This is a genomic window from Aquimarina sp. AU474, from assembly GCF_900312815.1.
GTDB lineage: Bacteria > Bacteroidota > Bacteroidia > Flavobacteriales > Flavobacteriaceae > Aquimarina.
In genome coordinates this window covers 191445-207475 of record NZ_OMPE01000009.1, presented here as the reverse complement: position 1 = coordinate 207475, position 16031 = coordinate 191445, and the positions used below count along the sequence as shown (strand labels likewise).

Genomic DNA, 16031 nt, shown 5'->3' with positions numbered 1-16031 from the left:
GTTTTATATCAAATATGCGATAATACAGGTCAAAAGAGTGATCGTTATTATGCAGGTTACCAATTGTTTTTTAAAAACTACAAACCTTTGTCTTTTTAATTTGACTCTAATCTTTTGTAATGTCTCTTCTGAAACAGGCTCTACCTTTATACCTTGACTTTCTTTGTCTGATGGTGTCCACCCATCAAAAGCATCTCTTTTATTTCTTCGATCGTTAAATTTAATCGAAGTTATCATTGCTGCAATACCCATAATTAAACCGTATTAAAAGTTAAACAATTCCCATCCTGGTCTTCCCAGAATGGGAAAACTTTTATGGGTTTGAGAATGTCGTTATGATAATTTTCATAAAGTTTTGATTGAAAATAGAGGATGGGATTACCACCCTCTATTTAATTCTCTTAAAAAGAGGAAATGTATTACTTCAGTTTTTTATCAGAAAGTCCTAATCCTTTTGCCAAATTATACAAATTGGTAAATAGATTATTTTCATCAGGATCTGTAGTTTTCTGCTTTAGATCTACTAAAATGTTGGCAATGGTTAGATTTTTAATATCTTCAGAAGAGACCCCATATTTGGTTGCAAATTCTTTGATCTTTTCTAAAAGATTTCCCTTAACATCTTCACTACCTAAAATGGCATCTTTTACATCCTGGATATTATCAGAGTGTTGTACCAATCTATCAATTCCTTTAGCTCTTGTAATCTGTCCAACAATTTGGTCAAAGAACATTGTCTCACCACCTACGATATCAATATTGGCAGCTTTAAGAGCCTCGCCTATAACTTCAGCTTGAGCATCGGCAATTTCTTTTTGGATATTGATATGTGCAAGATCAACTTGTAATTCTTTATCCAAACGTAGTTTAAACTCTTCATGTTCTTTACCAACACCATCAAGTTTTTTCATCGCTTCTGCTTTCTCTTCAATTCCGGCAGCATCTGCAAGTGCTTTTTCTTTGATTACTTCTGCTTCTGCTAATCCTTCTTCACGAACGGCTTCAGCTTTAGCTTGAATACCCGCGGCTTCAGCTCTTGCTTTCTTCTCGATAACAATAGCTTCTACTAATCCTTCACGTTCACGGGCATCAGCTTTTGCATGCATTACTTGCGCTTCAGACATACCCATAGTTGCTTCTTCTTTGGCTTGTGCTTCGGCAAGAGTCTTACGAGCTTCTGCTTCTTTTTCGCTAGCCTCTTTTTGAGCTTGCGCTTCGATGTTGATTTCTTCTGCTTTTTGCTTAGCTGCTTCTTTTTGTGCTTCAGCGGCTTTTATAGTACTTATTAAAGCTTCTTCTGCATTGGCTTCGGCAATAGTGATTTTTACTTGCTTATCACGATCGGCAGTTTTGAAAGCTTCAATATCTTTCATGTTTTCTTGCTCTTCGACAACACCTTTTTCCAACATTACGCGATCGCGTATTACATCTTGGATGTTCTTTTTCTCGACCTCTACTACTTTCTCTTTTTCGATTTGAGCCAAGGTCACTATTCTTTCACGTTCTGTAGCCTCTAGCATTCTATCTTTCTCTACTCTTTCTGTTTCAACAGCTTCTGTACGTTGTTTGTTTTTAGAAGCTACAATAATCTGGCGTTGCATGTTCTCTTCAGCTACTTGCACTTTTTCTTCAGTGCTTATACGTGCAGATTCAGATTTTAAACGTTCTTCTTCAGATACTTTTAAAGTTTCTGCTTCTTCACGAGATTTGATATTTGCAATTTCACGTTTTTGTTGTTCTTCTTTTTCTGCTAATTGTTTATCTAGCTCTAGAATGGCTTCACGAGCTTCTACATCTTGTTTGCGGATGATTTTTTCTTCATCGCGTTTAATTAAATTAGACTTTATATTTTGTGCTGCGGTAAGTTCTGTAATCTTCTTAATCCCTTCGGCATCTAGAATATTATCAGCTTTCATTACACCAAGAGAAGTTTGCTCTAGATCATCAATAGCACAGTCATCAAGGATATATCCATTTAGGTCTGTTCCTATAATGTTTACAATTTCGTCTCTAAATTCTCGTCTCGCTTCATAAAGTTCTACAAACTCGAATTTTTTACCAACTGTTTTTAATGCTTCAGAAAATTTGGCATCAAAAAGACTTCGTAAAGTATCTATCTCTGAAGCACGATTACAACCAATGGTTTGTGCTACATTAATAATATCCTCTACAGATTTGTTTACTCTCACAAAGAAAGCCACTTTGATATCTGCTCTAATATTGTCCTTACATATCAACCCATTAACTCCGGTTCGTTCGATCTCTATCTTTTTGATAGATATATCCATAATTTCTACTTTGTGAAGTACAGGGATAACATACAACCCTTTGTCGAATGCTACGGCAGTTCCCCCAAAACCTGTACGCACAAGTGATTCTCCCTGAGGGATCTTTCTGTAGAAAATGGCGATGATTATAAAATATAGTACTATTAGAAGTACTAATGCGACCACCACGATGATGGCTATGTTTGCTATGTTGCTCATAATAAGATTAATAGTTTAATGGTTGAATGATATATAGTTGTTTGTTTTTTACTTGATTTATGATTTCTACCGGGGTATTTGCCGGGATTTCCATTCCGTCCTTAGATTGTACCATTACCTTAATTGGATCTGATTGAATTTTAACTTCTAAAGTGGATATTTTTTCTCCTGATAAAGGGCTTTGTAATACTCCTTGCCGGCCTAATAATTCTAAAGCGCTTTCACCTTTATTATTAAAATTGGTAAAAAACCGTTTAAAAGGAGTAGTAAATATTTTTGTTAAGAATAATGCTGGTATGATGCCTCCGAAAAAGAAAATAAAACCAAAATCATTATCATAACTATGTGTTATTGATGTTCCTGCCATAGTAATAGCCCACCAGAATAGTACAAAAAAACTAAAAGTGAACATAAATGGTAAGCCAACAAAATTGAAATAGATAAGAAATATTTGAAAGAAATTTAACTTTCCTCTTCTTCGAACAACATCTTCTTTTTTTACTTCTGTATTCGAGATATCTTGAATGTCTAAATTTGCTCTGGCATCAAAATCGGTATCCAAATCTACATCGGCATCCATATCGGCATCTATGTCGATATCTATATCCGCATCAAAGAAATCAAGATCCATTCCTGTTAAGGTGGTTAGTAACCAATACAGGATAAGTAATCCAAACAGGATAGTTAAGGGTAAATTAACTATCGAAATGGCTATGTCGAATAATTCTTTCAAGGGTTAGGTATATTAAGTTAGTGTTCTTTAATTATCTCTTTTCTCAAAATTTTCGGTTTCTTTAATACGGATTCTCCTAATGGCCAAATAAACCAATGTGGCGAGAATTCCGACCCAGATTAAACCATATATGCATAAGGCTACAGTTTCCATCATTTATTTATTTTAATTTCACTGCAGTACCATATGCAAGTATTTCTGATGCGCCTTGCATAACCATTGATGTCGTGAGTCGTATATTTATTACCGCATCTGCGCCTAAATTTTTTGCATCTTGTGTCATTCGCTGCATTGCTTGTTCTCGCGAATGCGCCTGAAGCTTTGTGTATTCCTCGATTTCTCCTCCTACAATATTTTTAAGTCCGGCAAAGACATCTCTACCTATATTTCTTGCTCTTACGGTGCTTCCGCGAGCGATACCCAATATTTCAAACACCTCTTTATTGGGTACAGTGGATGTTGTTGAAAGTATCATTTTTCTTGTTTTAATGTTAACTTCAAAAATGTGGTCAACTTGAGAAAAGAATAAACCATACTATAGTTTGATCATTTCTTTTTCTTATTGATTCCTAGTTGTTCTTTTAATTTTTCCAAATCATCTTCGGCATTCGCTTCTGTTACATCTATTGCCTTGTCAATCTCTTCATCAATAGACTTAGATGCGTTTGCAATATCTCCATAAGCTTCTGCCAAAGCTTCTTCTTGATTAACCTTGTCTTTCATGCGCTCTAACATTGTTACAGTACTAGAACTATCGATCTCGGCCATTTGCTTGTTTAGATTTTTAGTAGCTTTAGAAACTTTAACACGAGCTTTTAGTGTTTTTAATTCGTTTTCCCACTTACTGATATTTTGTTTAATTTCCTGTACATTTTTTTCTAATTGATCTACAGATTTATTAAACTTTTCAGATTCACCTTTGCTTCGAGAAACATGTTGAATAGCCTCTTCTTTTTTGACTAAAGCTTCTTTTGCCAAACGATCTGCTTCTACGGTATCTAAATCACCATTCTGTGCTTTTTTTAGAATAAGCATAGCTTTTTGTTGGTAATCTTCAGCTTTTGCGGCAAATTCATCAGTATCATTTTTGGCCCTAATAGCCAAAGCTTTTACTTGTGCTAGGGCTTCTAAGCTTTTTTCCAGATCTATTTTCATATCACGTATACCTTGTTCGGTCATCTTGATAGGATCTTCCATCTTGTCAATTGCAGAATGTGCTTCTGCTTCTCCTATTTTGAATAATCGTTTAAAAAAGTTCATAATTTAATATTTTGAAAAATTGATAATTTGTTCTGAATATTCGCTTAATAATAAACCTAAGGAATTCAGAGAGCCTTCTAGTTCATTTAAATCTAAGTTTTCTATTTGCAGCGTATCTCGAAAGATTACTTTTTCACCAGTATGATCAAGAACAAAAGCTCCATGAACAATATCCCTATTTTTCTGAAGCAAACTCTTGTATACTTCTTCGTTTTTGTTTTTAATGTTAAAGATGTGTTGTTCCATAATTAAAATAGGTGGCGCAACTCCAAGAATCATGTTTTTGATACCTTCATTTTCCTTACTAATCATAAGGATTCCCTCTGCTTTGTTTTCGTGAATAATATTATAATTGAGTTCAATTAAAAAATCTTTCACCATTTGAAAATGATCTTCCATGAGATGGTTTATTTTGATTGATTATTAGTGATATGTATTGATTGTGTGATGGGATATCAATATTACAAAAAGTCACAAAACTTTTCTGCAATATCTTTAGCTAAATTCGCTAGATATATAATAAGTGCTATCATGGGTATGATGATTAAAATTAATAATTAGTTGTTTTGCTAAAATTTTTAGTATAGTCCTCTGTGTCCCCTTGTAAAAGAATAAAAACAAAAAAGTATTTCTACTAAAATTAGCTTTTTAATAAGATATTAGCTAATATTGTTAGTGTAAATGTACGATTATTTTTTATAATTGCAAATAAAATTAGCAAAAATGTCATTTTTCGGAAAAAACATAAAAAAAATTCGCGGTGTAAAAGGATTGAGTCAACAAGCATTTGCAGAGCTTTTTGACTTGAAAAGAGGGACTTTGGGGGCATATGAAGAGGGGAGAAGCGAACCTAAAATAGAAACTATTATTAAAATTGCTAATCATTTTAGCATACAAATTGATGATATATTAACAAACGAATTGACAGTTAATGAGCTTCTAAAGTTTAAAGGAGATCTTACTACTTATGCAGAAGATGTCATACGAGAACAATTTACATATATACCTTGTATTACAGAAAATACAGCAAATGATTATGTGTCATTATATGATAAGGAAGTATTTATAAAAGAATTGCCTACAATTCAATTGCCTGTAAATCCAGCAAAAGAATTTAGAGGATATACCGTGAGCAATTTAGAAATGACATCTCATGATCGAGGCTTTTATCCTAAAGATGTTGTGATTGGTGAAAATGTTCCGCCTGATGTAATGAAAAAATTAAATAACGGAACTCTTGTTTTTGTAATTGTAGACGATAAATTAATTTTTAGAAGATTATACATTACTAAAAGTAATGTAGTACTTAGAGCAGATCACAAAAATATCGAAGATGAAGAATATCCGTTATCAGATATTAAGGAGATGTGGCGAGTACGATATGTTTTTTGTAAACGTATTCCAGAATTTGGAGACCATGTAGAAGATAAATTGCTTATGATAGAGCAGGAGTTGCTTAAAATGAAAAATAAACTGGGATAATACAGTCAAGTGAACCTACTATGCACTTTTTATATTTAATTACCCGCTCCGTTATATTGTAATATCTTGCTATACGTATAGTATATGTTTTAAGAGTCTAAAGAAATTTGTTCTTATAGATTTCGGTACCTTATACTTTTGTAGTGATTTTAATGTAGTTTAATATAAATGCATTAAATAGCTGAATAAATTTTATATATAGAAATTTTTTTAGTTATAAGAAAAGTTTATTGTATTTTTAAGTGTTCTAAAACTTATAAACTCTTTTAAACTTTTAATATGGAAAATAACAATCAAACAAGCACATCATCTCACGGTTCAAATCATACCGCTAATGCCGAGGGAATGTGTCCTTTTTTGAACGGCTCTTTAAAGCAGGGTGCTGGTAGTGGTACTTCGAATCGAGATTGGTGGCCAAATCAATTAAAGTTAAATATTCTTAGACAAAATTCTGAGTTGTCTAACCCTATGGGGGATGATTTTAACTATGCTGAAGAATTTAAGGCACTTGATTTGGCAGCGGTAAAAAAAGATCTTTATGATCTTATGACAGATTCTCAAGATTGGTGGCCTGCTGATTATGGTCATTACGGAGGACTTTTTATTCGTATGGCTTGGCACAGTGCAGGTACATATCGTATTCAAGATGGTCGAGGAGGAGCTGGTTCTGGATCACAACGTTTCGCGCCACTTAATAGTTGGCCTGATAATGGGAATCTTGATAAGGCACGTTTATTATTATGGCCAATAAAACAGAAATATGGCAGAAAAATCTCTTGGGCAGATCTTATGATTCTAGCAGGAAACTGTGCTTTGGAATCTATGGGGTTTGAAACATTTGGTTTTGCAGGTGGACGTGAAGATATTTGGGAGCCAGAACAAGATATATATTGGGGTTCTGAAAAGGAATGGCTTGGTAATGATGAACGATATGATGATGGAGAATTAGAAAGTACACTTGGAGCTGTACATATGGGACTTATATATGTAAATCCAGAAGGCCCAAATGGAAAGCCTGATCCTATGGCATCAGGTATAGATATTCGTGAGACTTTTGGTCGTATGGCAATGAATGATGAAGAAACTGTGGCATTGGTTGCTGGAGGGCATACCTTTGGAAAGGCACATGGTGCGGCCGATCCAGATAAATATGTTGGAGCGGAGCCAGCGGGAGCAGGCATTGAAGAGCAAAGTTTAGGTTGGAAAAACACATTTGGTAGTGGTCATGGAGATGATACGATTACAAGTGGTATTGAAGGAGCCTGGACTCCGGATCCAACAAAATGGGATCATGATTACTTTAGAGTATTATTGGACTATGATTGGGAACTAACAAAAAGCCCTGCAGGAGCACATCAATGGACGCCTACATCTGCATCTAATGCCGATATTGCACCAGCAGCTGGAGATGCATCAAAGACACAAGCGCTTATGATGACTACTGCAGATATGGCACTTAAAATAGATCCAGCCTATCTTGAAATTTCGAAGCGTTTCCGTAATGATCATGCTGCTTTTGAGGATGCATTTGCACGTGCTTGGTTTAAGTTAACGCATAGAGATATGGGGCCAGTAGCGCTTTATCTTGGACCTGAAATTCCTAAAGAAGAAATGATTTGGCAAGATCCTATTCCGGTTGTTAATCATGAATTAATAAATGATGCAGAGATAACTTCATTAAAGAAAATAATCTTGGCTTCTGGACTTACAATTTCTCAATTAGTAAGTACAGCTTGGGCGTCTGCATCTACATTTCGTGGTTCTGACAAAAGAGGTGGAGCAAATGGTGGTCGTATTAGATTAGCGCCGCAAAAAGATTGGGAAGTAAATAACCCAGCGCAACTTACAAAAGTTTTAGAGGTGCTAGAAGGGGTTCAAAAAGAATTTAATGCAAAAGGGAAAACGGTTTCTATTGCTGATTTGATTGTTCTTGGAGGTGCTGCTGGTATCGAAGAGGCTATTAGAAATGCGGGTCATAACGTTACAGTACCTTTTACTCCTGGACGTATGGATGCTTCACAAGAGCAAACGGATGTAACTTCTTTTGCTGCATTGGCTCCAGTAGCAGATGGTTTCCGTAATTATCAAAAAAATCAATTTAAAGTATCGGCTGAAGAAATGCTAATTGATCGCGCAAATTTATTGACATTAACAGCGCCAGAGATGACAGTTTTGGTAGGAGGTATGCGTGTTCTAGGAACCAATGCAGATCATTCTAATCATGGTGTGTTTACAGATAAAAAAGAAGCATTGACGAATGATTTCTTTATAAACTTATTGGATTTAAGAACTACCTGGCAAGCAACTTCTGCTAGTGATGATACGTTTGAAGGTAGAGATCGAATTACAGGCGAACTTAAATGGATGGGAAGTAGAGTTGATCTAATTTTTGGATCAAATTCTGAGCTAAGAGCACTTGCTGAGGTTTATGGCTCTAGAGATGCGCAAGAACAGTTCATTAATCATTTTGTTGCGACCTGGTCTAAGGTTATGGACCTTGATCGCTTTGATCAGGCATAGTATTGTGGATCATATACATCGAAATACAATAATCTAGGTATTAGATATCGAATTCCTTATATTTAGTACGTATTTGATAATAGAAATTATAAATTTTGTTAATTAGAATCTAGTCGGGAATCTTATAGATAGTTTAATAAGAATCCCGACTATTTTATATAGATAAAAAATATTCAGGCAAAAATGATAGAAGATATATTTAATGCAATTAGATCTGATGAAGTTAATCAGGTTCGGGCAGTTTTGAAGCGGGCGCCTCAACTTGTAAACAAAAAAGACTCAAGGGGTTCTACACCTTTACTTTTGGCATCTTATTATGGTTTAGAAGAAATGACAAAAATTATTTTGAGTTATCAACCCGATATTAATGTACAGGATAGTGCCGGCAATACTGCTTTGATGGGAGTTTGTTTTAAGGGTTATTATACTATTGCAAAGCTTTTGATAAACTCTGGGGCAGATGTAAATCATAAGAATTATAATGGTGCAACTGCACTAATTTATGCTACAACATTTGGACAAAAAGAAATTATTAATCTACTGCTAGAACATGGAGTAGATATCGATGCAAAAGATAATAAAGGATATACAGCTCAAATGCATGCGGAAAACCAAGGAGAAGAAATCTCAAAATTATTTAATAGCGCGAAGTGAGTATTGATAAAGAATTATATAGCATCAAATCTGTAAATATTAGATCTACAGATATTAAAAGACGTTTATTAATGTCCTTTACTACTGTGGCGATCTTTGAATCTTTTCTAAAAGAGAATATAGGGAACGAGGTAGTGGTTATTAATACTAATATCGGTATGGAGGTGTACTATTACTCAAATAATGACTATAGTACTTTTATAAGAGAAAGTGTTTTATTATATACTATAAAGCATATTGATCAAGCAAAACTTAAGTTTAAGAATAATTTTAATGAAGAAGAAGTGTGTAAGAGTTTTTGTGAAGCACTTTTAACTTTTGCTCAATATCCTCAAATTTTTCTTGCTTACACGAAGAAGTTTCTCCGTTTGCAAGAAACCAATACATCCAGTAAATATGTAATCCCTATTCTGAATGGTTTTTTTGAAGAAGTCTTTGAATTTTTGACCGAAGCAGGAAAAATACCACATCAAAAAAAAATAGAGAGAGCCAAGAATAGGCGACAGGATTCAAATTCTGAAAATATGATTATTAATGACTTAATTTCAGAAATCTTACTTAAAAAACATCATAATTAAAATTTCCTTTAAATTAAAAGATTGTTAGAGAAATAGTATCCTAAGTATTTGTTTGTCATATTGTTAGTTTGATCAACAAATAATAGTGATCAAATTGCATTTTATTTCGAAATATTTTTAAACTTCTAGACTACAATATTTTAAAGATTTTTTTGATATTCTTACGTGATTTGACGTTTTTTTCATAATTGTTTGGTTTTTAACGTGTTATTGAAGAAGCGTAATTTGGAAAAAAAGGGGTTTTATCCCCTCTCTTTAGACTAAAATTCTTACTAAAAAATATGGATTTCCATAAAAAAGTAAGATTATTCCTTCGTCTAAATATTTAACATTCGACGTATAGCCCTTTGTTTATCGATTATAAGCTATCTTTTACGGTAAAACCGTAAAAGAAATATGACCAGACCACATACGGATATAGCCATACATCTATTAATTTTAAGATGTATTGATAACTAGTATGTTACGATCAATCAATATTTGAGTAATTCGTCAAAATGTCAAATGATCTTCTAAGCCCCAGAAGAATGTTTAACATTAATTAATTAAAAGAATATAGACTAAAAAAAGTAAGGAGTCTTTTCTTTTACATATTTAATACTTCATTTACCTCGGGAGTATTCTCAAATCTTAAAAAAATGACGAAACCTATTTTAATTTCTAATTCACACATCACCAATCAGAATAATGAATTTTATTTTCAATTTCGAAAACAGAAATTGAAAGCATCATTTTTGTTTTATGGTTAGTATACGTATACAATTCTTAATACCCTTTGAATTGTTACTATTGATCTTCAACTATAATTATTTCGTTTCAGAAATAATTTAGGTAACGCAATAATATTTCAGAGTTCAAACTACCATAGTAGTTTACATTCAGTCGTCAAGCTATAATTAAGAGTGTTTCTTTCTTATACAGATTTCTAGTGCCCAATTTTAAACGTGTCACTTATGATAAAAGAACTGGATGAATTAAAAAAATCAAAAAACCCAAATACACCCAAATAATGAAAAAGTTACTAATATTTATGTTGATTCTTCCTTTTTTAGCATGCAGTCATGACGATGATCACGGTCCAGAGGACATGGGAATAATGTTTGTAGAAAATCCTGAGAGAACAATTAAGGTTAATATTTTTTATGTAGAAACAGAGGAAACTTCAGATAAATCATCATATAATTTAGATGAAGGAGAATTTATTGAATATTTGAATGGTTATTATTTTCATCGTTATGGTATTGGATTAGAGTTGGGTGAATCTAGAGTTTTAATTAATAGTGAGCTTTATGACTTAAGGGATAATCAAGGTTCTGAACCAAGTACATTTTTTATGCAAACTCAAGATTCTTATGAAGAAGATAAAATCAATATATATATTATAAAAAGATCTAATATCATTGGAATTGCTGGGATGGGAAGAATCCAAAGAGTATTGTTAACATATGAAAACTTGTTTACGTCTACTAGTCCACATGAAATTGGTCATTCTTTAGGATTATTTCATAATGATGAAGTTAAAAATATAATGAGCACAACATTAGATAAGCAGTCAAGACAGGTATTTAATGGAAACCAAGAAGATAAAATGAAGAAAAGAATTGACGAATTGAAGTATGGTAAATCAATTTCTGCTAGATAATCAACGGGTTTTATAAACTATAAAAAACATATGCATATTGTTAGTACAAATAAACTATGGGGCTCATTAATATTAATGAGCCCCATAGTTTTAATACTTCTTTTAGTACTTTTCTTCTTAGAATTCTGCATTAAGAGGTGTTCTTGGATAAGGAATTACATCTCTAATATTACCCATTCCTGTAACAAATAACACCAAACGTTCAAAACCAAGTCCAAAACCACTATGGACACATGTTCCAAAGCGACGTGTATCTAAATACCACCACAAATCTTCTTCAGGGATATCTAGAGCGGCCATTTTTTCTTTTAGCACATCTAATCGTTCTTCACGCTGAGAACCTCCTACGATCTCTCCTATCCCAGGAAAAAGGATGTCCATAGCCCTTACTGTTTTCCCATCTTCATTTAATCGCATGTAAAAAGATTTAATATCGGCAGGGTAATCAAATAAAATTACTGGGCATTTAAAATGCTTCTCTACTAAAAATCTTTCATGTTCACTTTGTAAATCAGCACCCCATCCATCGATTGGGAATTTGAATTTTTTCTTTTTATTAGGTTTAGATAGCTGAAGTATTTCAATAGCTTCAGTATAGCTAACACGTTTAAAGTTATTTTCTAAAATAAATTTAAGCTTATCTCTAAGTAACATTTCTGCTCGCTCTGCCTGAGGCTTTTGTTTATCTTCTTGCACTAAACGATTTTCTAAAAATTCTAAATCGTCTTTACAGTTATCTAGCGCATATTGAATAACATATTTGATAAAATCCTCGGCGAGATCCATATTTCCGTCTAGATCGCAAAACGCTACCTCTGGTTCTACCATCCAAAACTCTGCCAAATGGCGTGAAGTATTTGAGTTTTCTGCCCTAAAAGTTGGCCCAAAAGTATAGACTTGACCTAAGCCCATAGCATACGTTTCTGCCTCTAATTGACCAGAAACGGTAAGGTTAGTTTCATCACCAAAGAAATCTTCTTTATAATTAATCTCTCCATTTTCATCTTTTGAAATATTGTTGAGATCAAGGTTAGTGACTTTAAAAGATTCACCAGCACCTTCTGCATCACTTTTTGTAATTACAGGTGTATGCACATAGTAAAAATCATTTTTTTGAAAATACTCATGTATCGCAAAAGATAATTTTGAACGCACTCGCATAATCGCTCCAAACGTATTGGTTCGCACTCTTAAATGAGCTTGTTCTCGTAACTTTTCTAAGCTATGACGCTTTGGTGATAAAATTGTTAATTTTAATTCTTCTGGATCTGCATCTCCTTCAATTTGGATATTAGAAACTTGAACCTCTACTCGTTGACCTTTCCCTTGGCTTTCTGTCAAAATACCTTGAACAACCAAAGCTGCACCTACATTAATTCTTTCCTGAATAGAAGCGTCAATAACGTTGTCTTCTATAACGCATTGGATATTATTTATCGTCGACCCATCATTTATCGCAATAAAACGATCATTTCGAAAAGAACGAACCCATCCCTTTATAACAATAGGTTGTAATAGTTTATCACTCTGTAGTACGTCTATTACTTTAGTATGCTTCATTATAATACTATTTTCTTGTATAATTAAGTTATAATTTTATTTCTCTACAAAGTATTAAGATCAGGAAACCTTGCAATGAATAAAATTTGAGGTAGCAAAGATAATTTTTTAATCCGATTGGAGCGTAATCTTAGGAATTCAAAAACCATTTTTCCTTACAAAATGGTTTGGTATCCTTTTTGATTATTAAAAATCAATATTTAAAAATTTAAATATCTGACGTTTTTTGAAAGCTCGATTAGATGATAAACGGAATGAAAAGAAGTTTTTTAGGGTGAAAATTACCTTTTTGAAGTTTTTTTATAGAAAAAAATAAAGTTTAAATAGATTTTAAATAACGTAATAAGAAACTGTTAATCAGTTGTTTAATTATATTCTTGTTGAATTTTACAAGTTTAAATAATGTTAAAGTTTGACGTTTTTTGCAAAAAAGGGGATTTTTCCCCCCATGGTGCTATTTCAAAATACAAAAAGGGACAGTATCTTGCATATGCAATTATGACGATTGTGTTTACGTTAAGTTTAGTTCGATAGGTTTTGGGGTAATCTATCTTACAGAAGTCCCGTTAGTTTTCTAACGGGGCTTTTTATTTTTCTAAAATGTAGGTAAAATAATTGCTAGATTACTCTTGCTCTTCAGAAGCTTCGATTTCTTCTTCGTTAGGAATGATTTTTAAGGTAGGCTCTTTTAACGTTTTTTTGTTTGCGATGCTACGTTCTAAAGAAAGTAATAATGACGGTAGAAGTAATAAATTAGCCAGCATTGCAAAAAGAAGGGTTGTTGATACTAATCCTCCCAGAGCTTTGGTACCGCCAAAGCTTGATATCATAAATACCGAAAAACCAAAAAACAAAACAGTAGAAGTATAAAACATACTTACTCCTGTTTCTCTTAAAGAAGCGAAAACAGATTTTCTAATTCTCCAATGGTTAGATTTTAATTCTTGCCTGTATTTTGCCAGAAAATGAATGGTATCATCTACAGAGATCCCAAAGGCAATACTAAAGACTAATATTGTTGAAGGTTTTATGGGTACTCCCAAAAATCCCATTAACCCTGCTGTCATTAATAGAGGTAAAAGGTTAGGTATTAAAGAAATTATGATCATTTTGAAAGACCTAAACATCCAAGCCATAAATAGGGCAATAAGAAATATCGCCAATCCTAAAGAAAAGATAAGATTCCAGACTAGATATTTTGTTCCTTTTTGAAAAACGAGAGCTTTACCGGTAAATGAAACATTATAACGTTCCTTCGGAAATATTTTTTCTATTTGAGGGAGTAAAGAAGCTTCAATACGTTCCATTTCTTCGGTCCCTACATCTTTCATAAAAGTTGTGATTCTGGCATATTGACCTGTAGAATCTACATAGCTTTTCATAACTCCAGCTTCGGATTCGAAACTTTTGGCATAGGGTAAAATAAAGTTCCTTTCTTGGCTCGTGGGTATTTGATAATATTTTGGATTACCATTATAAAATGCCTGTTTCGAATACTTTACTAAACTAACTATCGAAATAGGTTTAGATAACTCCGGAGTTTCTGCAATTAGTCCCTGAAGCTTTTCCATACGTTTTAAGGTTGCTAACTTTAAAACTCCTTGTTTACGTTTGGTATCTATTAGTATTTCTAGTGGCATAATGCCATCAAATTCATCTTCAAAAAACTGTATGTCTTGAAAAAACCCAGCTGATTTTGGCATGTCTTCTAATAAACTTCCAGATACTTTTATGGTATAAATACCAATAATGCTGGCTATCAAAATAATAACAGACGAAAAATAGATGGTTACCCTTCTGGTTTTTACCATGTCTTCCATCCAATCTACCAAACGCTCGACCCAACGCCTACCTAAATGTTTTAAATGCCTTTCTTTGGGTTGAGGCATATAACTATAAATGATAGTAATAACTAGTAAGCAAAGTATAAATAGAGCTACAATATTTAGAGAAGCAACGATACCAAATTCCTTAAGTAATTTACTCTCTGTTAAAGCAAACGTAGCAAACCCCGCAGCCGTAGTAATGTTGGTCATCAATGTTGCATTTCCAACTTTGGTTATTACTCTTTGTAAAGATTTTGCTTTATTGCCATGTTTTTTTATTTCCTGTTGATATTTATTGATTAGAAAAATACAATTAGGAATACCTATAACTATGACCAAAGGGGGAATAATTGCAGTAAGTACTGTGATTTCATATTCTAAAAGACCTAGAAACCCAAAAGCCCACATTACACCAATAATTACGGCAGTCATCGAGATGAAAGTGGCTCTAAAGGATCTGAAGAAAAAGAAAAATATAAGAGATGTAACTACTAGAGCTGCCAAAATGAAGATCAAAATCTCGTCCATGATATTTTGAGAATTCATGGTTCGGATATAGGGCATACCAGAAACTTTGACATCCATATTATATTCTGCTTCAAAAGCCGTAACTTTTGGTTGGAGAACATCTTCAATAAATTTTTTTCTAATAGGAGTGTTTACAATATCCTTTTTTAGGTATAGTGCACTTTGAACTGTTTGTGATTTATTGCTGTATACCAATCCTTCGTAAAACGGAAGTTTGTTAAACAATTCGTATTGATATTTGGCAACGTTTTTTTCTGTGTACACAGAATCATTTATAAACGGAACCATTTCAAAGCGAGGAGGGTTATCCTCTTTATTAAGTTTTTTAAGATCTCCAAGAGAAATAACAAGTTCTATCTCATTATAATTTTTAAAAGAGTCATTAAAATCATTCCAGGCTTTTAGTTTTTTTGGAGTAAATAGAGAACTATCTTGTATTGCCATAACAATAAGGTTCCCTTCTTCTCCAAATTTATCTAGAAACTTTTGATATTCTATATTTACCTCATGATCATCTGGTAATAGATTGGCTTCAGTGTATGAAAACCTCATGTTTTTCCATTGAAATCCCAGAAAAACTGTAATACCAATTATTACTATAAATATTGCTGCTCTATTACGAAGTATAATTCCAGCCAGTGCATTCCAAAACCCGAAACTGAATAATTTTGCCATTCCTTTATTTTCCAATTGCAAATGTAAGGATTTGGAGGTTTATTATTTACGAATTAACCGAAAGAAAATTTTTTATTCTTAAAAGCA

The 16031-nt window shown here is 33.1% G+C and carries 13 protein-coding genes; 5 read left to right on the top strand and 8 right to left on the bottom strand.

The features are described 5' to 3' along the window. Window positions 1-3: 3 nt before the first annotated feature. From DK508_RS14635 to DK508_RS14610, 6 genes are all read right to left on the bottom strand, one after another. On the bottom strand, window positions 4-252 hold the full coding sequence (locus DK508_RS14635; RefSeq protein ID WP_109301537.1) for a hypothetical protein: 249 nt from the start codon (window positions 250-252) through the stop codon (window positions 4-6). A gap of 167 nt (window positions 253-419) precedes the next feature. Continuing rightward, window positions 420-2486, bottom strand: a complete 2067-nt coding sequence (locus tag DK508_RS14630) for a flotillin family protein (protein ID WP_109301536.1) — start codon at window positions 2484-2486, stop codon at window positions 420-422. 7 nt (window positions 2487-2493) lie between these two features. After that, window positions 2494-3219: a hypothetical protein gene (locus DK508_RS14625; protein WP_109301535.1), complete on the bottom strand. Its 726-nt coding sequence runs from the start codon at window positions 3217-3219 to the stop codon at window positions 2494-2496. A 160-nt stretch (window positions 3220-3379) separates the two neighbouring features. After that, window positions 3380-3694, bottom strand: a complete 315-nt coding sequence (locus tag DK508_RS14620; RefSeq protein ID WP_109301534.1) for a YbjQ family protein — start codon at window positions 3692-3694, stop codon at window positions 3380-3382. 71 nt (window positions 3695-3765) lie between these two features. Beyond that, entirely contained in the window at window positions 3766-4479 is a 714-nt protein-coding gene (locus DK508_RS14615; RefSeq protein ID WP_109301533.1) for a PspA/IM30 family protein, read from the bottom strand. 3 nt (window positions 4480-4482) lie between these two features. Further along, complete coding sequence (locus tag DK508_RS14610) at window positions 4483-4878, bottom strand: molecular chaperone Tir (RefSeq protein ID WP_109301532.1); 396 nt, start codon at window positions 4876-4878, stop codon at window positions 4483-4485. A gap of 324 nt (window positions 4879-5202) precedes the next feature. Here DK508_RS14610 and DK508_RS14605 point away from each other — a divergent pair, with 324 nt between their 5' ends. The 5 genes from DK508_RS14605 to DK508_RS14585 all read left to right on the top strand — a co-directional run bounded on the left by DK508_RS14605 (window position 5203) and on the right by DK508_RS14585 (window position 11355). Further along, window positions 5203-5961: a helix-turn-helix domain-containing protein gene (locus DK508_RS14605; RefSeq protein ID WP_109301531.1), complete on the top strand. Its 759-nt coding sequence runs from the start codon at window positions 5203-5205 to the stop codon at window positions 5959-5961. 279 nt (window positions 5962-6240) lie between these two features. After that, window positions 6241-8481: a catalase/peroxidase HPI gene (katG, locus tag DK508_RS14600; protein ID WP_109301530.1), complete on the top strand. Its 2241-nt coding sequence runs from the start codon at window positions 6241-6243 to the stop codon at window positions 8479-8481. A gap of 183 nt (window positions 8482-8664) precedes the next feature. Continuing rightward, on the top strand, window positions 8665-9135 hold the full coding sequence (locus DK508_RS14595) for an ankyrin repeat domain-containing protein (protein WP_109301529.1): 471 nt from the start codon (window positions 8665-8667) through the stop codon (window positions 9133-9135). Next, window positions 9132-9713 carry a hypothetical protein gene (locus DK508_RS14590; protein ID WP_109301528.1) on the top strand — a complete coding sequence of 194 codons (582 nt, stop codon included), beginning with the start codon at window positions 9132-9134 and terminating at the stop codon, window positions 9711-9713. The genes DK508_RS14595 and DK508_RS14590 overlap by 4 nt, the downstream gene beginning before the upstream one ends. A 1009-nt stretch (window positions 9714-10722) precedes the next feature. Beyond that, window positions 10723-11355 carry a matrixin family metalloprotease gene (locus DK508_RS14585; protein ID WP_109301527.1) on the top strand — a complete coding sequence of 211 codons (633 nt, stop codon included), beginning with the start codon at window positions 10723-10725 and terminating at the stop codon, window positions 11353-11355. Window positions 11356-11472: 117 nt separating this feature from the next. Here DK508_RS14585 and asnS read toward each other — a convergent pair whose 3' ends face one another. Both asnS and DK508_RS14575 read right to left on the bottom strand, forming a co-directional pair. Beyond that, on the bottom strand, window positions 11473-12915 hold the full coding sequence (gene asnS / locus DK508_RS14580) for an asparagine--tRNA ligase (RefSeq protein WP_109301526.1): 1443 nt from the start codon (window positions 12913-12915) through the stop codon (window positions 11473-11475). 623 nt (window positions 12916-13538) lie between these two features. Next, a complete protein-coding gene (locus DK508_RS14575; RefSeq protein WP_109301525.1) occupies window positions 13539-15944 on the bottom strand; it encodes an RND family transporter in 2406 nt (801 codons plus the stop codon). Window positions 15945-16031: the final 87 nt, after the last annotated feature.